This is a genomic window from Streptomyces chumphonensis (genome assembly GCF_014779715.1).
In the GTDB taxonomy this organism is placed as follows: Bacteria; Actinomycetota; Actinomycetes; order Streptomycetales; family Streptomycetaceae; genus Streptomyces; species Streptomyces chumphonensis.
The window spans coordinates 43,519-63,344 of record NZ_JACXYU010000010.1; the positions used below are offsets into that span (position 1 = coordinate 43,519).

Annotated in this window: 24 protein-coding genes and 1 pseudogene; 16 read left to right on the plus strand and 9 right to left on the minus strand. The window is 74.4% G+C overall.

The genetic code is table 11. The features are described 5' to 3' along the window. The first annotated feature begins 4 nt into the window (after positions 1–4). The 11 genes from IF129_RS18290 (at position 5) to IF129_RS18335 (ending at position 8,183) form a co-directional block, all read left to right on the plus strand. Positions 5–562 carry a NifU family protein gene (locus tag IF129_RS18290; RefSeq protein WP_191210800.1) on the plus strand — a complete coding sequence of 186 codons (558 nt, stop codon included), beginning with the start codon at positions 5–7 and terminating at the stop codon, positions 560–562. Beyond that, complete coding sequence (locus IF129_RS18295; RefSeq protein WP_191210801.1) at positions 559–1,263, plus strand: DUF5947 family protein; 705 nt, start codon at positions 559–561, stop codon at positions 1,261–1,263. Before IF129_RS18290 ends, IF129_RS18295 begins: the two co-directional genes overlap by 4 nt. After that, positions 1,248–1,454: a hypothetical protein gene (locus IF129_RS18300; protein WP_191210802.1), complete on the plus strand. Its 207-nt coding sequence runs from the start codon at positions 1,248–1,250 to the stop codon at positions 1,452–1,454. The genes IF129_RS18295 and IF129_RS18300 overlap by 16 nt, the downstream gene beginning before the upstream one ends. Continuing rightward, entirely contained in the window at positions 1,451–2,173 is a 723-nt protein-coding gene (locus tag IF129_RS18305) for a DUF6084 family protein (protein WP_191210803.1), read from the plus strand. Before IF129_RS18300 ends, IF129_RS18305 begins: the two co-directional genes overlap by 4 nt. Before the next feature lie 50 nt (positions 2,174–2,223). After that, complete coding sequence (locus IF129_RS18310) at positions 2,224–3,303, plus strand: hypothetical protein (protein WP_191210804.1); 1,080 nt, start codon at positions 2,224–2,226, stop codon at positions 3,301–3,303. Next, positions 3,300–4,214: a hydrogenase maturation protease gene (locus IF129_RS18315; protein ID WP_318153820.1), complete on the plus strand. Its 915-nt coding sequence runs from the start codon at positions 3,300–3,302 to the stop codon at positions 4,212–4,214. The genes IF129_RS18310 and IF129_RS18315 overlap by 4 nt, the downstream gene beginning before the upstream one ends. Continuing rightward, positions 4,211–4,342, plus strand: coding sequence for a hypothetical protein (locus IF129_RS26795; protein ID WP_263576250.1), 132 nt, complete (start codon positions 4,211–4,213; stop codon positions 4,340–4,342). The genes IF129_RS18315 and IF129_RS26795 overlap by 4 nt, the downstream gene beginning before the upstream one ends. Positions 4,343–4,522: 180 nt before the next feature. After that, entirely contained in the window at positions 4,523–4,885 is a 363-nt protein-coding gene (locus tag IF129_RS18320) for a DUF1330 domain-containing protein (RefSeq protein ID WP_191210944.1), read from the plus strand. Between the two features lie 51 nt (positions 4,886–4,936). Further along, positions 4,937–5,869 (plus strand): SGNH/GDSL hydrolase family protein, encoded by a 933-nt coding sequence (locus tag IF129_RS18325; RefSeq protein ID WP_191210805.1) that lies wholly within the window; start codon positions 4,937–4,939, stop codon positions 5,867–5,869. 49 nt (positions 5,870–5,918) lie between these two features. Continuing rightward, the gene (locus IF129_RS18330; protein WP_191210806.1) at positions 5,919–7,352 is read left to right on the plus strand and encodes an MFS transporter; all 1,434 of its coding nucleotides are present in this window, start codon (positions 5,919–5,921) and stop codon (positions 7,350–7,352) included. Between the two features lie 75 nt (positions 7,353–7,427). Further along, positions 7,428–8,183 carry an aquaporin gene (locus IF129_RS18335; protein ID WP_191210807.1) on the plus strand — a complete coding sequence of 252 codons (756 nt, stop codon included), beginning with the start codon at positions 7,428–7,430 and terminating at the stop codon, positions 8,181–8,183. A gap of 16 nt (positions 8,184–8,199) precedes the next feature. Here IF129_RS18335 and IF129_RS18340 read toward each other — a convergent pair whose 3' ends face one another. Then, on the minus strand, positions 8,200–9,078 hold the full coding sequence (locus tag IF129_RS18340) for a hypothetical protein (protein ID WP_191210808.1): 879 nt from the start codon (positions 9,076–9,078) through the stop codon (positions 8,200–8,202). Between the two features lie 272 nt (positions 9,079–9,350). Between IF129_RS18340 and IF129_RS18345 the strand changes: the two genes are divergently transcribed. Next, positions 9,351–9,713: a hypothetical protein gene (locus tag IF129_RS18345; RefSeq protein ID WP_191210809.1), complete on the plus strand. Its 363-nt coding sequence runs from the start codon at positions 9,351–9,353 to the stop codon at positions 9,711–9,713. A 276-nt stretch (positions 9,714–9,989) separates the two neighbouring features. Here IF129_RS18345 and IF129_RS18350 read toward each other — a convergent pair. The 3 genes and pseudogenes from IF129_RS18350 to IF129_RS18360 all read right to left on the minus strand — a co-directional run bounded on the left by IF129_RS18350 (position 9,990) and on the right by IF129_RS18360 (position 12,435). After that, a pseudogene (locus tag IF129_RS18350) lies at positions 9,990–10,342 on the minus strand (hypothetical protein). 182 nt (positions 10,343–10,524) lie between these two features. Beyond that, on the minus strand, positions 10,525–11,187 hold the full coding sequence (msrA, locus tag IF129_RS18355; RefSeq protein WP_191210810.1) for a peptide-methionine (S)-S-oxide reductase MsrA: 663 nt from the start codon (positions 11,185–11,187) through the stop codon (positions 10,525–10,527). 51 nt (positions 11,188–11,238) lie between these two features. Further along, positions 11,239–12,435 (minus strand): hypothetical protein, encoded by a 1,197-nt coding sequence (locus tag IF129_RS18360; protein ID WP_191210811.1) that lies wholly within the window; start codon positions 12,433–12,435, stop codon positions 11,239–11,241. Positions 12,436–12,533: 98 nt separating this feature from the next. Between IF129_RS18360 and IF129_RS18365 the strand changes: the two genes are divergently transcribed. Further along, the gene (locus IF129_RS18365) at positions 12,534–13,676 is read left to right on the plus strand and encodes a cystathionine gamma-synthase (RefSeq protein WP_191210812.1); all 1,143 of its coding nucleotides are present in this window, start codon (positions 12,534–12,536) and stop codon (positions 13,674–13,676) included. Between the two features lie 41 nt (positions 13,677–13,717). Here the strand turns inward: IF129_RS18365 and IF129_RS18370 are convergent, their stop codons facing one another. Genes IF129_RS18370 through IF129_RS18380 form a run of 3 tightly spaced genes read right to left on the minus strand, consistent with a single transcriptional unit; the run spans position 13,718 to position 15,054 of the window. Continuing rightward, positions 13,718–13,993 (minus strand): hypothetical protein, encoded by a 276-nt coding sequence (locus IF129_RS18370; RefSeq protein WP_318153821.1) that lies wholly within the window; start codon positions 13,991–13,993, stop codon positions 13,718–13,720. Further along, a complete protein-coding gene (locus IF129_RS18375; protein ID WP_191210813.1) occupies positions 13,990–14,460 on the minus strand; it encodes a sigma factor-like helix-turn-helix DNA-binding protein in 471 nt (156 codons plus the stop codon). The genes IF129_RS18370 and IF129_RS18375 overlap by 4 nt, the downstream gene beginning before the upstream one ends. A gap of 57 nt (positions 14,461–14,517) precedes the next feature. Further along, a complete protein-coding gene (locus IF129_RS18380) occupies positions 14,518–15,054 on the minus strand; it encodes a MarR family winged helix-turn-helix transcriptional regulator (RefSeq protein ID WP_191210814.1) in 537 nt (178 codons plus the stop codon). Between the two features lie 167 nt (positions 15,055–15,221). Here IF129_RS18380 and ilvA point away from each other — a divergent pair, with 167 nt between their 5' ends. The 3 genes from ilvA to IF129_RS18395 all read left to right on the plus strand — a co-directional run bounded on the left by ilvA (position 15,222) and on the right by IF129_RS18395 (position 18,603). Beyond that, positions 15,222–16,439: a threonine ammonia-lyase gene (gene ilvA / locus IF129_RS18385; protein ID WP_191210815.1), complete on the plus strand. Its 1,218-nt coding sequence runs from the start codon at positions 15,222–15,224 to the stop codon at positions 16,437–16,439. A 254-nt stretch (positions 16,440–16,693) separates the two neighbouring features. Beyond that, complete coding sequence (locus tag IF129_RS18390; protein ID WP_191210816.1) at positions 16,694–17,737, plus strand: ATP-binding cassette domain-containing protein; 1,044 nt, start codon at positions 16,694–16,696, stop codon at positions 17,735–17,737. Continuing rightward, the gene (locus IF129_RS18395) at positions 17,734–18,603 is read left to right on the plus strand and encodes an ABC transporter permease (RefSeq protein ID WP_191210817.1); all 870 of its coding nucleotides are present in this window, start codon (positions 17,734–17,736) and stop codon (positions 18,601–18,603) included. The genes IF129_RS18390 and IF129_RS18395 overlap by 4 nt, the downstream gene beginning before the upstream one ends. A gap of 116 nt (positions 18,604–18,719) precedes the next feature. Here the strand turns inward: IF129_RS18395 and greA are convergent, their stop codons facing one another. Then, positions 18,720–19,217: a transcription elongation factor GreA gene (gene greA, locus IF129_RS18400; protein WP_191210818.1), complete on the minus strand. Its 498-nt coding sequence runs from the start codon at positions 19,215–19,217 to the stop codon at positions 18,720–18,722. A gap of 194 nt (positions 19,218–19,411) precedes the next feature. Further along, positions 19,412–19,816 carry a DUF4307 domain-containing protein gene (locus IF129_RS18405; protein WP_191210819.1) on the minus strand — a complete coding sequence of 135 codons (405 nt, stop codon included), beginning with the start codon at positions 19,814–19,816 and terminating at the stop codon, positions 19,412–19,414. Positions 19,817–19,826 lie beyond the last annotated feature (10 nt).

Consider the following 19,826-nt stretch of genomic DNA (forward strand, 5'->3'; position numbering starts at 1 on the left):
AGTGATGGCATCGGACGACGCCCGGGCCCGCGCGACCGTGGCGCGGGCCGAGGAACTGCTCTCCGGGCTCGACGCCCTGCCCGACAGCGCGGCGGCGGCCCGCGCCCGGGAGACCGTCGAGACCCTCGTCGGCCTCTACGGCGAGGCGCTGGAACGCGTCGTCGCACACACCGGTGACGACACGGCGGCCCTGCGGCGGCTGGCCGACGACGAACTCGTCGGCCACCTCCTCCTCGTCCACGACCTGCACCCCGACCCGCCGTCCGTGCGCGCCCGCCGCGCGCTGGACGCCGTCGCCGAGCACCTGCGGCGGCACGGCGTCACCGTGGCGGCGCGGGAGCTGACCGACGAGACCGTACGGGTGCGGATCACCGGCACCGCGCGGGGCTGCAACGCACCCCCCGAACCGCCCGAGCGGACCGTCCGGGACGCGCTCGCCGGAGCCGCCCCCGACCTCGCACGCGTCGACGTGGAGACGGCCCCCGACCCCGCGCCCGAGACCCTGATCTCCGTCGACTCCCTCTTCCAGCGCCCCGCCCCCACCCCCGCGGGGCAGCCGTGACCGGCCCGCCCGCCGCCCCCCGGCTCCGGGCCGTGGCGCGCCGCGCCACGGCCCGCACCGCCCCCGGCGGCGCGACGTCCGCCGGCCCGGCGGCCGAGGAGCGCTGCGACCTGTGCGCGGAGCGCCTCGCCCCCGACCACCGGCACCTGCTCGACCTGCTGACCGACGCGGTGTCCTGCGCCTGCCGCCCCTGCTCCCTGCTCTTCGACCGCCACGAGGCGGGCGGCGCCCACTACCGGCTCCTCCCGCAGCGACGGCTGCGGCTGACGGGCGCGCCGATCGAGGACCACCTGTGGGCCGGCCTCGGCGTCCCCGTCGACCTGGCCTTCTTCACCCGCAGTGCCGAGTCCGGGCAGGTCACCGCCCGCTACCCGAGCCCGCTGGGCACCCTGCGGGCCCACCCCGACCCGGCCGTCTGGCAGGAGGTCCTGGCCACCGACCCGGCCCTGGCCGACCTCGCCGACGACGTCGAGGCCCTCCTCGTCCACCGGGCGTCCGACCGGCGTGAGCAGTGGCTGCTGCCGCTGGACGACTGCTACCGCCTGGCCGCCCTCGTACGCGCCCACTGGAAGGGCCTGGGCGGCGGCACCGACGTGTGGCGGCACGTGGAGGAGTTCTTCCGGACCCTCGACGCGGCGTCCGCCACCGACGACACCGGCACGACCCGCACTCCGCAGGAGGCGTCATGGGTATCACCGTAGGAAAGCCCGACATCAAGGCCGACGCGACCGCGCACGTCAGGGGCGTGCGACGCGGCAACCACCAGGGCGCGGCCAAGCACCAGCCCGGCCACCTGGCCGGCGACCGCAGCACCGCCCGCCGCTCCACCGGCATCAACTCCGACCTGCGCGACCCGATCCAGCCCGACATGCCGAACCTCTCCCCGGCATGACGGCCCCGGAGCGGACGCCGGCCGCCGCACCCGACCTGCCCGACCTGGACTTCGCCGTCACCGGCGCCGAACAGGAACGGTTCGCCGCCGTGCCCGCCCTGCGCTTCGGCGTGGAGATCACCCGCACGGGCGGCGGCCCCGTCCGCTCCGTCAGCCTCACCACGGCCCTGCGCATCGACGTCGCCCGACGCCGGTACGACCCCGCCACGCAGCGGGCCCTCGCCGAGCTCTTCGGCGCCGCCGAACGCTGGGGGACCACGCTGCACCCCCTGGCCTGGGCGCAGACCACGCTCCAGGTGCCCGCCTTCGACCGGCGCACCCGGGTGGACGTCGTCGTGCCCTGCGGCTACGACACCGAGATCGCCGTCACCAAGTACCTCTCCGCCGTCCGGGACGGGGAGGTGCCGCTGGACTTCCTGTTCAGCGGCACCGTCTTCTACGCGGGCGCCGACGGCGGCCTGCGCACCGCGCGCGTCTCGTGGTCCAAGGACGCCACCTACCGGATGCCCGCCCCCCTGTGGCACGGACTGATCGGCCGCTACTACCCGGACAGCCCCTGGCTGCGGCTCCCGCGCGAGACGTGGGAGCGGCTCGACGCCTACCGGGTGCGCCACGTCCTCACCGACTGGGACGCCACCGTCCGCAGCCTGCTCGACCACGCCGAGACCGGCGAACAGCCCCCCGCCGGGGACCGGGACGCGCACACCACCGCCTCCTGACCCCCACCCCCTCACCCCACCCCCCCCCGAACGTCACCGACCGGAGTGTCATGGACGCCGCCGAGGCCGTCGAGAAGATCGTGCGCACCTGCCTCTACGAGGGCTACCTGCTGTGGCCCTACCGCAGGACCGCGCTGAAGAACACCAAACGCTGGACGTTCGGCGGGGTCTTCCCGCAGCGCTGCGCCGCCGACCTCGGCGAACCCGCCACCCAGCGCACCCAGGTCCTGCTGGACGCCGGTGACCGGCCGCCGCACGAGGTGCGGCTGAGCGTGCGGGTGCGCTTCCTCCACGTCGTGGACCGCGCCGTGCTGCGCGAGGGCCCCGGCGGACCCGAACCCGTCGACGCGGTGACCGTCGCCGGGGAGCGGTACGTCGCCTGGGAGGAGGCCACCGAGCGGGAGGTGACCCTGAGCCCGAGCCTCGCCGAGCTGTACGCGGCCCCCCGCACCGCCCCCGTCGACGTGCCGCCCGGCCGCGCCCGCGAGCCGCTGCACGCCGCCGACGGCGGCCACGTCGCGACCCTCGTCCGCAGCTGGCAGCGGCTGACGGGCACCGTCACCGTGAGCGCCGAGGCCGTCGGCGGCGGGGTGCACCGCGTCACCGTGCGCACCGCCAACACCACCGACTGCCCGCCGCCCTCGGCCGGGGACCGGCGGGCGCGTGAGAAGGCCGCGGCCCACGCCCTGATCTCCACCCACACCGTCCTGCACTGCGACGCCGCGCGGTTCGTCTCGCTGCTGGACCCGCCGCCCCCGCTGGCGGACGCCGCCGCCGACTGCCGCAACGAGGGCGTGTGGCCCGTCCTCGTCGACGGCGGCCCCGGCGGCCTGGGCGCCGCCCGCACCGACAGCACCGCCGGCGCCCACACCGTCCTCGCCTCGCCCGTCACGCTCTACGACTTCCCGGCCGTCGCCCCCGAGAGCCCCGGCGACCTCTTCGACGGCACCGAGATCGACCAGCTCCTCATCCTCACCGTCCTCAGCCTCACCGAGGAGGAACAGGCCGAGGCCCGCGCCGCCGACCCCCGCGCGCGGGAGATCCTCGACCGCTGCGCCCGGCTCAGCACCGCCGAACTGGCCGCGCTGCACGGCACCATCCGCGAGTTCCGACCGCTGGAGCAGGCATGAACGCGCCCTGGGAGGACACCACGTCATCCGCCGACGCCGCCCGCACCGTCCTCGTCGACGGCGTCGTGGTCGGCCGCGGCAGCCGGGTGCGGCTGCGTCCGCTGCGGCACGGCGACATCATGGACCTCGCCCTGGCCGGGCGGACGGCCGAAGTCGTCGCCGTCGAGGAGGACTTCGAGGGCGCCGTGCACGTCGCGGTCGTCCTCCAGGACGACCCGGGGCGGGACTTCGGCTCCGCCGCGCAGATCGGGCACCGCTTCTTCTTCGCCCCCGAGGAGCTGGAGCCCGCCTCGGATCCCGACGAGGGGGAGCGCCCCTCGCGCGTCCTGGTGGCGGGGATCGGCAACATGTTCCTCGCCGACGACGGCTTCGGCCCCGAGGTCGCCGCGGCGCTGCGCCGGGAGACGCTGCCCGCCGAGGCGCACGTCGCGGACTTCGGCATCCGGGGCATGGACCTCGCCTACCGCCTCACCGAGGGGTACACGGCCGCCGTCCTCGTGGACGCCGCCCCGCACGGCCAGCCGCCCGGCACGCTCAGCGTCATCGAACCGCCCCTGGACGACTTCGGCGACGCCATGCCCGAGGCGCACGCCATGGACCCGGTGAAGGTGCTGGCCCTGGCCCGCAGGCTGAGTGGCGGGGCCCCGCTGCCGCGGGTCCTGGTCGTGGGCTGCGAGCCCCTGGTGCGGATGACGGGCGAGGAGCCGGACGTGAGCGTGGGCCTCAGCGAACCGGTACGGCGGGCGGTCGCCGAGGCCGTGCCGCTGGTGACCTCGCTGGTGGCCGACCTGCTCGCGCGGAGCGCGATGGGCGAGGCGCGGAGCGCGATGGGCGAGGCGCGGGTGGGCGTCGGGGGCGAGGAGGCCGGAGGGGAAGCGGCGGGAGTGGGAGAGGAGGTGAGTCCGCGATGAGGAACGGCATCTTCATCCCGGCGGCCGTCGTCCGGCTGGCCGTGGGTCTGGTCACCCTGGCGACGGTTGCCGTCATCGCTTCGGAAGGTCCCGAGGCCGTGCGCTACATGAAGATGAAGCGCATGTGAGAGACGCGGTGTGCGGGACCGGCCGCCCGGCGTGCGCGCGGCGTGCGCGGGCGGCCGGTTCGGTTCGGCCCGGGCGGCATGACCTCCGAGGTCATCGACCCGGCGACCCGCCCGGTGGGACGGTGAACGCGTCGCAGCCACCGTCCGCACGAGGGGGAGACCATGACCGAGCCCGGCGCCGTGAACGCGTACGCCATCGCCCACTTGCGGGAGTTCCGTCCGCACCCGGACGTACCCCGCTACATCGAGCGGATTCAGGCCACTCTGGCGCCGTATTCCGGCCGATTCCTCGTCCACGGCGCCCAGGTCGAGGTGCTGGAGGGCAGCTGGCCCGGGGACGTCGTCGTGATCGGCTTCCCCGACCTGGCGAGGGCGCGCGCCTGGTACGCGTCGCCCGCCTACCAGGAGGTGCTGCCCCTGCGCACCCGGCACATCACCGGTGACTGCGTCATCGTGCCCGGCGTCCCGGCCGGCTACGACCCCGCCGAGACGGCCGCGAAGGTCCGCGAGGCGATGGGCCACCCCGAAGCTACCGACCGGTAGAAACCGCGCCCGCGATGTGCTTGGGTGGCCGTCCACCGTGGGGAGGGCGGCATGCGGAAGCACATCGCGGCGCTACTGGCGCTCGGGCTCGTCGGCGCCGTACTGGCCGTCGGCTACCTGTGGGCGGGCCCGTCGACGTCGGCGCGCGAGCGGCCCGAGGCCGGGGACGACCGGCCCGCCTACCTGCCGGGCGAAGCCCGGGACGCCGCCGAGGAGGAGCCGGAGGAGGCCGAACCCGCCGAACGGGACCCCGCCCGCGTCCTGTACATCGGCGACTCGCTCGCCATGGAGACGCAGGACGAACTCGGCCGCCGCGTCGGCGAGCTGGACCGCACGACGTACCTCAGCGCCCCCTACTCCGGCACCACCCTGTGCGACTACCTGGAGGGCCGCGACGTCGAGTCGCTCGTCCCCGCGAACGACAAGGCGGCCGCCCTGGTGCGCTCCTTCCGGCCCACCGTCGTCGTCCTCCAGTTCTGGGGCAACTCCTGGGGCTACACGCCCTGCATGGACCGCATCGGCTCCGGCACCCCCGAGTACTACGCCCGCTACACCGCCGACGCCGAGCGGATCACCGAGCAGATCCGGGGCGCCGCCGAGGAGAACGGCACCGCCGCACCGCGACTCGTCTGGGTCCTCCAGGGCCCCGACGCGATGGCGCCCGACCGCGTCCGCCGCGTCAACGCCGTCTACGAGGAACTCGCCCCGCGCACGGACGCCCTGCTCTCCGACGCCGGTGCCGCCGTCAGCCGCCCCGGCGCCCGCTACACCTGGACCCGCACGCTGCCCTGCACGCAGGAGGAGCGGGACACCCCGGGCTACTGCGAGGACGGCCGCACCCCGCTGCACCGCGAGGACGACCTGCTGCACTTCTGCCTGGCCCCGACGACGTCCGACCCCAAGCCCTGCCCGCGTCCGTCCCCCGGTATCGACCGCTACACCGCCGCCATCACCGCCACCGTGCGCGAGCACCTGGGCGGCTGACCCCAGCCGGGCGTCCCGGCCCCGAGGTCCGCCGCCATAGCATGGTCGAATGGTCCAAGTCCCCGCCGCCTCAAGGATATCCACCGCGCGACGGCGCACCCCGCCGCTGTGGGCCGTGCTGTTCGCGGCCTGCGCCGGACAGTTCCTCGTCGTCCTCGACATCGCCGTCGTCAACGTCGCCCTGCCCTCCATGCGCGACGACCTGGGCATGAGCGCGGCCGGACTGCAATGGGTCGTCAACGCCTACACCATCACCTTCGCCGGGCTCCTCCTCTTCGGCGGACGCGCCGGGGACCTCTTCGGCCGCAAGCGCCTCTTCCTCATCGGCCTCGCCGTCTTCACCCTCGCCAGCCTCGCCGGCGGCTTGGCCCAGGAGTCCTGGCACCTGCTGGCGGCCCGCGCGGTGCAGGGCGTCGGTGCCGCGGCGCTGGCCCCCTCCACCCTGACGCTCCTCACCGTCTCCGTCCCCGAAGGCCCGGCCCGGGCCCGTGCCATCGGCACCTGGACGGCCGTCGGCGCGGGCGGCGGCGCGGCCGGCGGCCTCGTCGGCGGCGTCCTCACCGAGGGCCTGTCGTGGCGCTGGGTGCTGCTGGTGAACGTGCCGATCGGAGCCGTCGTGCTCCTCGCGGCCGCCTGGTGGCTGGTGGAGACCCGCACCGGCGGACGGCGGCGGCTCGACGTGCCCGGCGCCGTCCTCGTCACCGCCGGGCTGGCCACCCTCGCCTACGGGATCGTCGAGACGGAGTCCACCGGCTGGGGGGCGCCCTCCGCCCTGGTGCCGCTGCTCGGCGGCCTGGCCCTCCTCGGGGCGTTCCTCGCCGTCGAGGCCCGCGCCCCGGTGCCGCTCATGCCGCTGCGGCTGTTCCGACTGCCGGCCGTGGCGGCGGCGAACACGGCGATGTTCGTCATGGGCGCGACCATGGTGTGCTCCTGGTACTTCATCACCCTCTACCTCCAGAACGTCCTGCTCTACTCGCCGATCGCGGCGGGCCTGAGCTGCGTTCCGCACTCCCTCGTGATCGTCGCCGCGTCGAAGGTGGCGCCGCGCCTGATGGTGTGGGCCGGACCGCGCAACGTCGCGGTCGCCGGCTGCGTCATGGCGGCCGCCGGGTACCTGTGGCAGAGCACCCTGCACGCCGACGGCACGTACCTGGGCACCGTCCTCGGCCCCGGCCTGCTGATGATGGCGGGCGCGGGCCTGACGGCGACCCCGCTCGCGTCGGCCGCCACCACGGGCGCCCCGACGGAGGACGCGGGCATCGCCTCCGGGCTCGTCAACATGGCACGCACGATGGGCGGATCGCTCGGCCTCGCCGTCCTGTCGACCGTCGCGGCGGCCCGGATGTCCGGCCCCGGTCCCGAGGGCCTCGCCCCCGGCTACGCCCTGGCCTTCCAGCTGGGTGCCGCCGTCCTGGCCGTCAACGCCCTGTTCATCCTCCTGGCGCTGCCCCGCGCGCCCCGACCCGCTCGGAAGGACCGCTGACCCACCTGGCACCATCGACACCATGATTCTTCAACAAAATGTTGCAGGTGGGTCGGCGGTGCCGGGGGTGACCGGGTGACGCGACCCCCCTCCCTGCGCCGTCGCGTCGCCGCCGAAGCGCTGGGCACCGCCCTGCTCGCCGCCGTCATCATCGGCTCCGGCATCCACGCGAGCCGGCTCAGCACGGACGTCGGCGTCGCGTTGCTGGTCAACGTCGCGGCGAGCGCCACCGCACTCGGGCTGCTCCTCGGCGTCCTCGGCCCCGTCTCCGGAGCCCACCTCAACCCCCTCATCACCCTCGCCGCCTGGTGGACCGGCGACGCGCCCCGCCGCGACGTCGCCGCCTACCTGCCCGCCCAACTGCTCGGCGGCCTCAGCGGAGCGGCCCTCGCCCACGCCATGTACGGCCTCCCGCCCCTGACGCCCGGCACCCACGCACGCTGGGGCCCCGGCGTCTGGCTCGCCGAAGCCGTCGCCACGGCCGGACTGCTCCTCGTGGCCTTCGGACTCGTCCGCTCCGGCCGCACGCGGCTCGTCCCCCTCGCCGTCCCCGCCTGGATCGGCGCCGCCATCCTCTTCACACCCTCCAACAGCTTCGCCAACCCCGCCCTGACGACCGCCCGTTCGCTCTCCGACACCTTCGCCGGGATCGCCCCCGCCTCCGCCCTCCTCTACCTCGCCGCCCAACTCCTCGGCGCCACGGCGGGCCTGGCCGCCGTCGCCCTCGTCTTCGGCCGCGCGACCACCCGCCGCACGGTCGTCGTCACCCGCTCCGCCACGGCGCCCGGTCAACCCGACCCCGAGCGCCCGGCGCCCGCACACCCCGCCTGATCCTCCAGACGCCCGCCTACTGCGGGGGCCGACGCCGTCCGGCCCGACGGGCGGCCCGCTCCGCGTCACCCACCGCCGCCCGCGCCGCCCGCTCCCCCTCCTCGGCCGCCGCCACCGCCTCCCGCGCCGCCGCCAGCTCCTCCGCCAGCGCGTCGGCCCGCTCCCGCGCCCCGGCCAGCCGCTCCCGCGCCGCCTCCAGCTCCGCGCGGCGCGCCGCCACGGCCCGTTCGGCGTCCTCCGCCGCCCGCCGTTCCTCACCCTTGCGGCGCTCCCGCTCGGCCCGCCGCTCCTCGGCCGCCCGCCGTTCGGCCTCCCGTCGCCCGGCCCGCGCCTCTCGCGCCCGCCGCCGATCCCGCGCCGCGTCCAGATCCCGCACCGCGCCCGGTTCGGCCCCCGGTTCCGCGCCCGGCTCGGCCGCCACCGCCGGGAACCCGGCCGCCGCCCGCAACGGCCGCACCAGCCGCCCCTCCGCCCACCGCCGGGCCGCCTCCGCATCGGCCAGCACCGCGTGCAGCGTCCGGCGGACCTCCTCCAGGACGTCGTCCCCCACCGGCCGCCCGGCGTCCGCCGCCAGCCGGCCCGCCTCCTGCGCCATCGCCCCCACCACCGCGTGCTGACGCGCGCCCAGCTCACGCAACCGCGCGCCGTCCAACTCCGCCTGCGCCCGCCGCAGCGCCTCGCCCAGCTCCACCAGCGGCCCGACCTCCTCCGGCCGCTCCCGCACCAGCGTGTTGCTGACCCACGCGGCCCGCGTCGGCCGCCGCAACTCCTTCAGCTCCGCCGCGAGCCGCCGCTCACCGGCCTTCCGCGCCGCCCGCACGGCCGCGTCCCGTGCCGCCGTGAACTCCTCCGGCGGCCCCCGGTACAGCTCGTCCGCGACCTCGTCGAACCCCACCCACCCATCCTCCCGCCCCCACCCCTGCCCCGCCCGTCGCACGGCGCCGAACGGGCGGTCACCTCCATGCGCCGGTGACGGCCGAACCGGCGATCCTGACCCTGCTGCACCCCTTCGACCAGCACAAATTCGCCCTCGACCACCGGAAGCGCGTCTCGCAACGGTGTCCCTTCGCGGTCCGCCTCGTTGAAGACGCGGTGATCGCCGGAACGCGCGCTCACCGACCGACCGGAACACGTCGGTCCACGACGAACGGATGAGGCAGGACGACCATGAAGTCTCGAACGGTGTGCACGTCGATCGGAGTCGCGCTGAGCGCGCTGATGGCATGTGGCATGGCCCAGGCGACGGCCAGTGCCGCCGACCCGGGCACGTACGCCAGTCGTGCTCCGATCGTCATCAAGAAGGGCGAGACCGAGGGGACGGCCTCCGTCTTCTGCAAGGACGGCTACCACGCGACCGGAGGCGGGTTCGTCTCGAACTACCGCCACGTCAGCCCGGTCCTCTCGGGACCCGCGTTCAAGAACGGTGAGGTGCGGGGATGGCGAGCCGTCCTGACGGTCGGTGACGCCGGGCCCAGGACGTCGGACCTGGACGCCGGCTACGTGAACGTCATCTGCGCCAAGGACGCCTGACCTCGTCGTTCAGGTGCCCAGGCCGTTCGTGTGGCCCGCCCCTCCCCGGGACGGGCCACACGGACGGCCGCATCCACCTGAACACCGGCTCACTTCTCGTCCACACGCCGAAGACCCCTGAGCTTGGCCCGGTGCCGAGGTCGCCGACGTCGACGCCCGTACTGGCCAGATCGACGATCTGGTCAGCCAACCGCTCCACCTCGGCTACGACGTTAGTGGGAACACCCCCTGCTACATGGTCGTGGTCAGGGTCGTATTCCCAGTGCCAATCCGCGCTCACCGGGTGGCGAGACCGACGGCCGCGTGGGCCGCGTCCAGGATGCGCCGATGTGAGCGGCCGCCCGGCGTGCCTGGGCGGCATCACCAGTCTCGGCGGCATCCTCCCAGCGTCGGAGATCCGCTGCGATCTCCGGGTGCCGCTGCACGTGGACGTGGACCGTCCACTGGGCGACGAACCGCTGGAGCGGTGCCGGATCGGAACCCTGCCGGGACTGATCGGCCGCATGGTCCAGCTCCCGTGTGAAGGCCGGCAGGGCGGCCGGGGTGACCCGGCCCACGGCCTGCCGCAGCGCGGCCACAGTGGCGGGCGGCTGAGGGATCAGCGGTTGCCCGGCGACGGAGGTAGTCATGGCGGCTCCCATGAGCGCGATTTTGATCCCGCGCCTCAGCGTCATGGGCGGTACTGCGCTATCGCCTCTCGAACGAGTGAAGGAGCGACCTTGAAGGGGGCTCGATCACACACGTATGTGATGAGAAGGCGGGCTTGCCCTTCAAGCCGAGGCTTCGATGCTGCGAGCCGTCGTGGGCCGATTCAGCCGTCCGTGCGGGCGATGCCGACGGGGCAGGAGACGCCGGTGCCGCCGATGCCGCAGTAGCCCGCCGGGTTCTTGTGCAGGTACTGCTGGTGGTACAGCTCGGCGGCGTAGAAGGGGCGGCCCTCGGCGGGCAGGATCTCGGTCGTGATGTCGCCGTAGCCGGAGGCGGTCAGGAGGCGCTGGTAGGCGTCGCGAGAGGCTTCGGCCTCCTTCTGGTCGGCGGGGGAGTGGGTGTAGACGGCGGAGCGGTACTGGGTGCCGACGTCGTTGCCCTGCCGGAAGCCCTGCGTGGGGTCGTGGGCCTCCCAGAAGAGCTTCAGCAGGCGCCCGTAGTCGACCTTCTCCGGGTCGTAGACGACGCGGACGGCCTCGGTGTGGCCCGTCATCCCCGAGCAGACCTCCTCGTAGGTGGGGTGCACGGTGTGTCCGCCCTGGTAGCCGACGAGCGTCGTCCACACGCCGTCCTGCTCCCAGAAGACGCGCTCGGCGCCCCAGAAGCAGCCGAGGCCGAAGTCGGCGACGGCGAGGTGCTCGGGGTAGGGGCCGAGCAGCGGCGTGTCGAGGACGGCGTGCGTCCCGGTGACGGTGAACGCGGGTTCGGTGCGGCCGGGCAGGGCCTGCTCGGGGGTGGGGAGGTGGGACGTGCGGTGGGCGAACATGGCGGGGCTCCCTGGGTGGCGCGGGCGGACGGTGGCGTCGGCGGGCGGGGGTCAGTGCAGGGGTGGCGGCGGGGTGGACGCGGTGCTGCCGCCGTGGCTCTCGTAGCCCGCGACGGCCAGCGCGCGGTAGGCGGCGTACGCGCGGGCCGGGTCCGGGGCCTCGATCCACGGCAGTGCGCCGACGTAGCCGTCCACGGCGCGCAGCGCCTCCATGGCCTCCTCGAAGCGCTCGGAGCGCACGAGCAGGCACAGCAGCAGGTGGAGGACGTGAGCCCGGACGGGGTGGTCGTCGGCCGCCTCGTTCACGGCGAACTCGGCCGCCTCGATCGCGTCCTCGACGACCTGGCTCTGGTACATCCCGCGGACCATGTTGGCCTCGGGCAGGTGGTCCCAGACGGCGAACAGCGGCAGGGCGGGGAGGAGGCTGCCCTCGGGGGCGTGGGCGGCGGCGTTCCGGGCGAAGGCGTAGGCGTCCTCGCGGGAGCCGTGCCACTTCTCCGACCAGTAGGGCAGGGCGGCCAGGTGCGCGCCCATGTGGTGCGGGGCGCGGCGCACGACCTCGTTCCACAGCGCCTCGAAGTCGGCGCGGCGGTAGCCGAGGCGGCGGGCGACGAACAGCTCGGTGAGGTGGGGCGTCGGGTCCTCGTCGGCCATCGCGGCCGCCTCGCGGGCGACGTTGCGGGCCTCCTCCAGGACGATGTGGTGGTCGGCGGAGGAGGGGTCGGCGAGGGCCTGCCAGACGAGGAACTGGGCGTAGACCTGGGCGGCGCTGCGGTCCTGGGGCCGCTCGGTGCGCCAGTTCCGCAGCCAGCGGGCGTCCTGCTGGCGGGCCTCGGTGGGGGCGTCCTTGGTGAAGGAGATGCCGCCCGGCGCGGGCCCCGGCTCCGGGGGCGGCTGCTCGGCGCCGGTGGCCCGTGCGGCGCGGAGTTCCACGGCGGCGGCTCCGGCCAGGGACTGCACGCGCTGCCAGCGCAGCTCCCAGTCGTCGGCGGTCAGGGCGAGCAGTCGGGCGACGGGCTCGTAGTCCTGGGTGCGCTGGGTCTCGGTCAGCGCCTCGACCAGCTCGTGGTCGGGCCCGGGCAGCCGGACGTCGAGCTCGGCGGCGGGCACGAAGCCGTAGGCGTCGGGATCGTTCGACCGGGAGAAGCCGCCCACGGCCGCCTTGACGGCCCGGCGCCGCTGCGTCAGGCGGGGCACCAGGAAAGCGGCGAGGGCGGCGACGACCAAGAGGAAGAGCAGGAACTCCATGGGTCCACGGTACGGCGCGCGCCGTACCGGACGGCGGGGGCGGCCGGAATTCCCGAGCCGACGTCCCGCCGGGCCGGGCAGCCCTTAGGCTCGCGGGCATGAGCCACGAGCACTTCGAGACGCTTGCCATCCACGCCGGCCAGGAGCCGGACGCCGCGACGGGCGCCGTCGTCCCGCCGATCTACCAGGTCTCCACCTACAAGCAGGACGGGGTGGGCGGTCTGCGGGGCGGCTACGAGTACAGCAGGTCCGCCAACCCCACGCGGACCGCGTTGGAGGAGAACCTGGCCGCGCTGGAGGGCGGGAGCCGGGGCCTGGCCTTCGCCTCCGGCCTGGCGGCGGAGGACTGCCTGCTGCGGACGGTGCTGACCCCGGGTGACCACGTCGTGATCCCCAACGACGCCTACGGCGGGACGTTCCGCCTCTTCGCCAAGGTCGCCGAGCGCTGGGGCGTGCGCTGGTCGGTCGCCGACACGGCCGACGCGGACGCCGTGCGCGCCGCCCTCACCGACCGCACCAAGGTCATCTGGGTCGAGACGCCCACCAACCCGCTGCTGGGCATCACCGACATCGCGCGGCTCGCCGACGTCGCCCGCACCGCGGGGGCCCGGCTGGTCGTGGACAACACCTTCGCCAGCCCCTACCTCCAGCAGCCCCTCGCCCTGGGCGCCGACGTCGTCGTGCACTCCACGACGAAGTACATGGGCGGCCACTCCGACGTCGTCGGGGGCGCGCTCGTCACCTCCGACGCGGCGCTGGGCGAGGAGCTGGCGTTCCACCAGAACGCCATGGGCGCCGTCGCGGGACCGTTCGACGCCTGGCTGGTGATGCGCGGGGTGAAGACGCTCGCCGTGCGCATGGACCGGCACTGCGCGAACGCCACCCGCGTCGCGGAGATGCTGGCGGCGCACCCGAAGGTCACCGAGGTCCTGTACCCGGGGCTGCCCGGGCACGCGGGGCACGAGGTGGCGGCCAAGCAGATGCGCGCGTTCGGCGGCATGGTGTCGTTCCGTGTCGCCGGGGGCGAGGAGGAGGCGGTCGCGGTGTGCGACCGCACCAAGCTGTTCACCCTCGGGGAGTCGCTCGGCGGCGTCGAGTCGCTCATCGAGCACCCGGGCCGGATGACGCACGCCTCGGTGGCGGGTTCGCTTCTGGAGGTGCCCGGCGACCTGGTGCGGCTCTCCGTCGGCATCGAGTCGGTGGACGACCTCCTGGCGGACCTCACCGACGCGCTGCGCTGAGGGACGGGGGCGGCGGTCGCCGGCCCGGCCGACCGGGTTCGTCAGCCCGGCCACGGCGGCGTCAGCCGGTCCGGCGGGAGCCGCCACGGTTCGGTGGCCGCCGCCCACCTCAGGAAGAGCACCGTCGCGCCCGCCAGGACCGTCCAGGCGAGGGTGCGGGCCGCGTTCCTGACGCGCAGCAGCCGCCCGCCGCGCGCGACGGCGCGGCGCGTCAGGTCGGGCGGCACGGGCGGGTGGGCCGTCTCCATCAGGCGGCGCACGGGAGCTTCCTTCGGGTCCTGCGGGACGTCGGGCCGGGCGTGCGGGCCGCCGGTCACCGCGCCGCTCCGTCGACGTGCGGAGCCGGTACGGGGCGGGAGCGCATCGTCGACAGGGCGTGGGCGTAGAGGGCGCGGACGCGGTCGGGCGGCAGGTCCAGCGTCGCGGCCGTCTGGTCCTCGCCGAGCCCTTCGTGCAGTCGCAGCACGAGGACGAGCCGTTCGCGGGTGCCGAGCCGGGTCAGGACGCCGCCCCGGGGGCGCCGGTGGCGCCAGGACGACGCGCCGAAGCGGGCGGCGAGGGCGGTGCGGGCGCAGGCGTAGGGGTCCTCACCGCGCAGGGTGTCCCAGGCGGCGTAGGTGTCCGCGAGGGCGGCCGTCAGCAGCCGTTCGGCGGCGGGGCAGTGGGTGGGGTTCTCGCCGGTCAGCAGCGCGGCGACGTGCAGGAGCCGGCCGGCCGCGCCCGCCGTGAACGTCTCGAACTCCCGGGCGCGACGGCGGTCCGCCGCTGCTCGCCGTGTTCCCACCCCGCCAGTGGACGTCCGGTGGGCCCGCCGGGTCAAGGCCCGTGCGCCGGGGTGGGTTCAGGACGGGCCGAGGGGTGCGTGCAGGTCGGACAGCGCCTCGTTGAACCGGGTGAGGAGGTCGCAGAACGTCTCGCGTTCGGCGTCCGACCAGCCGTCGGTGAGCAGCGCCATGAGGGCGCGGCGGGAGGCGCGCACCTGCGCCAGGCGCGCGGCGCCGCGCGCCGACAGCTCCAGCACGACGGCGCGGCCGTCCTCGGGGTGGGAGGTGCGGCTGACCAGGCCCGCGTCGACCAGGGGCGCCACCTGACGGGTGACCGTGGAGGAGTCGATGCCCATGCCGGCGGCGAGTGCCTTGACGCCGGTCGGGCCTTCCTGGTCGAGGCGGTTGAGGAGCAGGTAGGCGGCGCGGTCCATGGAGTTCCGGGCCTGGCCGACGCCGCCCAGCCGGGTCTGCTCGGCGCGGCGGGCGAACAGGGCCACCTGGTGCTGAAGGGTCTCGAACGTCGGCTCGACGTCGTCGCCCTGGGCGGGGACGGTCGCGCCGGGCGCTCCGCGAGGGTGGGAGTCAGTCGTCAGGTCCGGGTGCGTGGGCATGGCCGGGGTGCTCGCTTCTGTGGACGTACGGACTTACGGCGTCGTGCTGTCGTGAGGGTGGGCCACAGGGTACGCGCGTTGGGCGGATCGCGTACCGGTGCTGCGGTAACGACCTTGCACGGAGACCGCCGGGCGCGTACGGCGGGGGCCGCTGCCAGACTGGCGGCATGGTTGACAGCTCCCGTCCCCTCACCGTCGACGACGTACGGGCCGCCCACAAGGCGCTCTCCGGGGTCGCCCGGGTCACGGCGATGGAGGGCAGCCGGCACCTCACCGATCTCGTCGGCTCCCCCGTCCATCTGAAGTGCGAGAACCTCCAGCGCACGGGGTCGTTCAAGATCCGCGGCGCCTACGCGCGGATCGCCGGCATGCCGGCGGAGGAACGGGCCCGGGGCGTCGTCGCCGCGAGCGCGGGCAACCACGCGCAGGGGGTGGCGCTCGCGGCCTCGCTGCTCGGCGTGCGGTCCACCGTCTTCATGCCGCGCGGGGCGCCGCTGCCGAAGCTGGCCGCGACCCGCGAGTACGGCGCGGAGGTGCGGCTGCACGGTCATGTGGTGGACGAGTCCCTGGCCGCCGCCAAGGAGTACGCGGCGGAGACCGGTGCCGTCGTCATCCATCCGTTCGACCACCGCGACATCGTGGCGGGCCAGGGCACGGTCGGTCTGGAGATCCTGGAGCAGTGCCCGGAGGTGCGCACGATCGTTGTCGGGGTGGGCGGCGGCGGTCTGATCGCGGGGATCGCGCTGGCGGTCAAGGCGCTGCGGCCGGACGTGCGGGTCGTCGGCGTGCAGGCGGAGGGTGCCGCCGCCTACCCGCCGTCGCTGGCGGCGGGACGTCCGGTGGCGCTGGACGCGGTCTCCACGATGGCCGACGGCATCAAGGTCGGACGGCCGGGGGACGTGCCGTTCAAAATCGTTGGCGCACTGGTGGACGAGGTCCGTACGGTGTCGGAGGACGCGCTCTCCCGGGCACTTCTGCTGTGCCTGGAGCGGGCGAAGCTCGTGGTGGAGCCGGCCGGGGCGAGCCCGGTGGCGGCGCTGCTCAGCGAGCCCGACGCGTTCGCCGGGCCGGTGGTCGCGGTGCTGTCCGGAGGGAACGTCGATCCGCTGGTCCTGCAGCGCACGCTGCGGCACGGCATGGCGGCGGCGGGGCGCTACCTCTCCCTGCGGCTGCGGCTGACGGACCGTCCCGGCGCGCTGGCCGCGCTCCTGGGGGAGTTGTCAGTGGCGGACGCTAACGTCCTCGACGTCAGTCATGTCCGGACCGATCCCCGGCTCGGGCTCAGCGAGGTGGAGGTGGAGCTGCATCTGGAGACGAAGGGCACCGCGCACTGTGCGGAGGTGACCCGGGCCCTGCGCGGCGCGGGGTACACCGTCCGCGCGTGACCGGGCCCCACGCCGGGCGCGCGGCGGGCGGGACGCGACGCACCGCGCCGGACACGACCCCGACGCGATACAACGCGATACGTCGCGAGAGGTTAGGGTGTCCCTCGGAACGCGGGCGTGCCGCGCACCGAGCACCCCGGCCGACGCCCACGAAGCCGGTACCGCCGGCCGACCCGTACGGCGCACGCCGGTACGGCACACGACCACAGCAGCACAGCCACACGCTCACCCCCCTACTCCGGGAGAACCACAACATGCCAGGCGCCATCTACGCCGAAGGTCTGGTGAAGACGTTCGGCGACGTCAAGGCACTGGACGGCGTCGACCTCGACGTCCCCGAAGGCACGGTCCTCGGTCTGCTCGGCCCCAACGGCGCGGGCAAGACGACCACCGTGCGGGTGCTGACCACCCTCCTGCGGCCGGACAGCGGACGCGCCGTCGTCGCGGGCGTCGACGTCCTGAAGCATCCGAACGAGGTGCGCCGTTCCATCGGCCTCTCCGGCCAGTTCGCGGCCGTCGACGAGTACCTGACCGGCCGGGAGAACCTGACGATGGTCGGGCAGCTCTACCAGATGTCCGCACGCGACGCGAAGCGGCGCTCGGTCGAGCTGCTGGAGCGGTTCAACCTGGCCGACGCCGCCGACCGCCCCGCCAAGACCTACTCCGGCGGTATGCGCCGCCGGCTCGACCTCGCCGCCGCGCTCGTCGTCAGCCCGCCGGTGATGTTCATGGACGAGCCCACCACCGGCCTCGACCCGCGCAACCGGCAGGGCCTGTGGGACGTCATCCAGGAACTCGTCGCGGGCGGCACGACGCTGCTGCTGACGACGCAGTACCTGGAGGAGGCCGACCGCCTCGCCGACGACATCGCCGTCGTGGACCACGGCAAGGTCATCGCGCGCGGCACGTCCGACCAGCTCAAGCAGCGCACCGGCGGTGAGCGCATCGAGGTCGTCGTGCACGAGCGCGACCGCATCGCCGACGCCCGGGGCATTCTCTCCGGCCACGGCGCGGCCAGGGGCGCGGCGGCGGACGTCGCCGTCGACCAGCACACCCGCAAGCTGACCGTCCCCGTCAGCGGCGGGGCCAAGCTGCTCGCCGAGGTCATCCGCGACCTGGACGGGGCGGGCATCGAGATCGACGACATCGGGCTGCGCCGTCCCACCCTGGACGACGTCTTCATCTCCCTCACCGGCCACGCGGCCGAGCGGGGCGACACCGACACCGACACCGACGCGAAGGCCGGAGCGAAGGCCGACGCCGACACCGACACGACCCTCTCGGAGGACCAGAGTTGAGTACCGTCGACGCGCCCGGGGCCCCTCGGCGGCCCGTGGCGCCCAAGGCCCGCGGCGGTGTCGTCCAGTCCTTCTCGGACTCGCTGATCGTCGCCCGCCGCAACCTCATCCGCATGCTGCGGATCCCCGAAGTGATCATCTTCGGGCTCTTCCAGCCCGTCATGTTCGTCGTGCTGTTCAGTTACGTCTTCGGCGGCTCCATCAGCATTCCCGGAGCCGGAACCGACCCGGAGGACTACCGCTCGTTCCTCATGGCCGGCATCTTCGCCCAGACGGTCACGTTCGCCACGGCGGGCGCGGGAGCGGGCATCGCCGAGGACATGCACAAGGGCCTCATCGACCGCTTCCGCTCCCTGCCGATGGCGCGCGGCGCCGTCCTCACCGGGCGGAGCATCGCCGACGCCGTCCAGACGGCGCTCACCCTCCTCGTGCTGGCCGTCGTCGCCGTGCTCGTCGGCTGGCGGATCAACGAGGGCATCCTCAAGGCCCTCGGCGCGTTCGGCCTGCTGCTCCTGCTCGGCTACGCGTTCACGTGGATCGGCGCGCTCATCGGTCTGACGGTGCGCACCCCCGAGGCGGCGACCTCCGGCGGCCTGGTGTGGCTCTTCCCGCTGACGTTCGTCTCGATCGCCTTCGTGCCCTCGCAGAACATGCCCGGCTGGCTCCAGCCCGTCGCCGAGTGGAACCCGTTCAGCGCCACGGTGCAGGCCGCCCGGGAGCTGTTCGGCAACCTGCCGCCCGGGTTCCAGGCGCCGGACGCCTGGCCCATGCAGAACCCGGTCCTGGCCTCCGTGCTGTGGTCGGTCCTCATCATCGCCGTCTTCCGCACGCTCGCGGTCCGCAAGTACCGCTCCGCCACCGGCTGACGTCCCGGCCCGCCCGCTGTCCCCGCTCGCAGCGCGGCGACCGGGCCCGTACGGCGAAGCCCCCGCCCCCCGGCGTACCGAGGGAGGCGGGGGCTTCGCCGTACGGCGGTCCGGGCTCAGCCCTGGTAGGGCTTGGCCTCCAGGATCTTCACCATGGCCAGGTTGCCGTTGGGCAGCTCGTAGTCCGCCTCGTCACCGACCTTCTTGCCGTTCACGCCCTGGCCGAGCGGCGACTGCGGGGAGTACGTCTCGATGTCCGAGCTCGCGTACTCGCGCGAGGCCAGCAGGAAGGTGAGCGTGTCGTCCGCGTCGCCGTCGAAGGCGATCGTCACCACCATGCCGGGCTCGACGACGCCGTCGTCCGGAGGGGTCTCGCCGACCTTGGCGTTCTCCAGCAGCTGGGTGAGCTGACGGATGCGCAGCTCCTGCTTGCCCTGCTCCTCCTTGGCGGCGTGGTACCCGCCGTTCTCACGCAGGTCACCCTCCTCGCGGGCCGCCTCGATCTTCCGGGAGATCTCCAGGCGAGCCGGACCCGACAGGTGCTCCAGCTCGGCCTTGAGCTGGTCGTACGCCGCCTGAGTCAGCCAGGTGACGTTGTCGCTGGTCTGGGTCACAGGTGCTCCTTGCAGGTACTCGGGGGATCTCGGAAAACAAGCAACGCCCTGCCCGGAAGACATGCCTGACCGGGCGGGCGAAACATCGACCATAACAATTTCCGGGGAAAACGGAAGGTGTGACGGCCGTGGGTGCCGGCGGTCTCACTCACAGCGAACGCCGACCGGGCTTCGACGACCCGGCGGCCCGGCGGTCAGCCCGCCGCCTCCTTGCAGCCCACCAGCTCGGCCGCGTAGGCGCGCCCGGTCGTCTCCAGGGTGACTACCCGGTCGATGCGGCTCTCACCCGCCTCGAAGGTGAAGTCGGCCCGGCCCACCTCGCCCCGGTCGACGGAGAGCGCGCGCAGTGAGCAGACCCCGGTGACGCCCTCGTCCTTGCGGACCTCCAGGTGCACCTGCACCTCGGTCTCCGACACCGGACGGGACTTGATCAGCTCGCCGCTCACCGTCCCGGCCGTGCTGATGTAGGAGACGCCGATCCAGCCGAGCAGCGCGGTGAAGGCGATGCCCAGCACCAGCCCCGCCCTCCGCAGCCGACGGTCCCGCAGGGCGTCGTCGCCGGTGGGGCGGCCGTACCGGCCGGCGGGGGGCTGCGTCATGTCACGTCCG

Excerpts from the sequence above, each read along its gene's own strand:
- ilvA (WP_191210815.1), top strand. The coding sequence starts at position 15,222 with ATGGTTGACAGCTCCCGTCCCCTCACCGTCGACGACGTACGGGCCGCC.
- msrA (WP_191210810.1), bottom strand. The coding sequence starts at position 11,187 with ATGTTCGCCCACCGCACGTCCCACCTCCCCACCCCCGAGCAGGCCCTG.
- IF129_RS18390 (WP_191210816.1), top strand. The coding sequence starts at position 16,694 with ATGCCAGGCGCCATCTACGCCGAAGGTCTGGTGAAGACGTTCGGCGAC.
- IF129_RS18405 (WP_191210819.1), bottom strand. The coding sequence starts at position 19,816 with ATGACGCAGCCCCCCGCCGGCCGGTACGGCCGCCCCACCGGCGACGAC.
- IF129_RS18360 (WP_191210811.1), bottom strand. The coding sequence starts at position 12,435 with ATGGAGTTCCTGCTCTTCCTCTTGGTCGTCGCCGCCCTCGCCGCTTTC.
- IF129_RS26795 (WP_263576250.1), top strand. The coding sequence starts at position 4,211 with ATGAGGAACGGCATCTTCATCCCGGCGGCCGTCGTCCGGCTGGCCGTG.
- IF129_RS18365 (WP_191210812.1), top strand. The coding sequence starts at position 12,534 with ATGAGCCACGAGCACTTCGAGACGCTTGCCATCCACGCCGGCCAGGAG.
- IF129_RS18380 (WP_191210814.1), bottom strand. The coding sequence starts at position 15,054 with ATGCCCACGCACCCGGACCTGACGACTGACTCCCACCCTCGCGGAGCG.
- IF129_RS18345 (WP_191210809.1), top strand. The coding sequence starts at position 9,351 with ATGAAGTCTCGAACGGTGTGCACGTCGATCGGAGTCGCGCTGAGCGCG.
- IF129_RS18300 (WP_191210802.1), top strand. The coding sequence starts at position 1,248 with ATGGGTATCACCGTAGGAAAGCCCGACATCAAGGCCGACGCGACCGCG.
- IF129_RS18290 (WP_191210800.1), top strand. The coding sequence starts at position 5 with ATGGCATCGGACGACGCCCGGGCCCGCGCGACCGTGGCGCGGGCCGAG.
- IF129_RS18330 (WP_191210806.1), top strand. The coding sequence starts at position 5,919 with ATGGTCCAAGTCCCCGCCGCCTCAAGGATATCCACCGCGCGACGGCGC.
- IF129_RS18315 (WP_318153820.1), top strand. The coding sequence starts at position 3,300 with ATGAACGCGCCCTGGGAGGACACCACGTCATCCGCCGACGCCGCCCGC.
- IF129_RS18325 (WP_191210805.1), top strand. The coding sequence starts at position 4,937 with ATGCGGAAGCACATCGCGGCGCTACTGGCGCTCGGGCTCGTCGGCGCC.
- IF129_RS18310 (WP_191210804.1), top strand. The coding sequence starts at position 2,224 with ATGGACGCCGCCGAGGCCGTCGAGAAGATCGTGCGCACCTGCCTCTAC.
- IF129_RS18305 (WP_191210803.1), top strand. The coding sequence starts at position 1,451 with ATGACGGCCCCGGAGCGGACGCCGGCCGCCGCACCCGACCTGCCCGAC.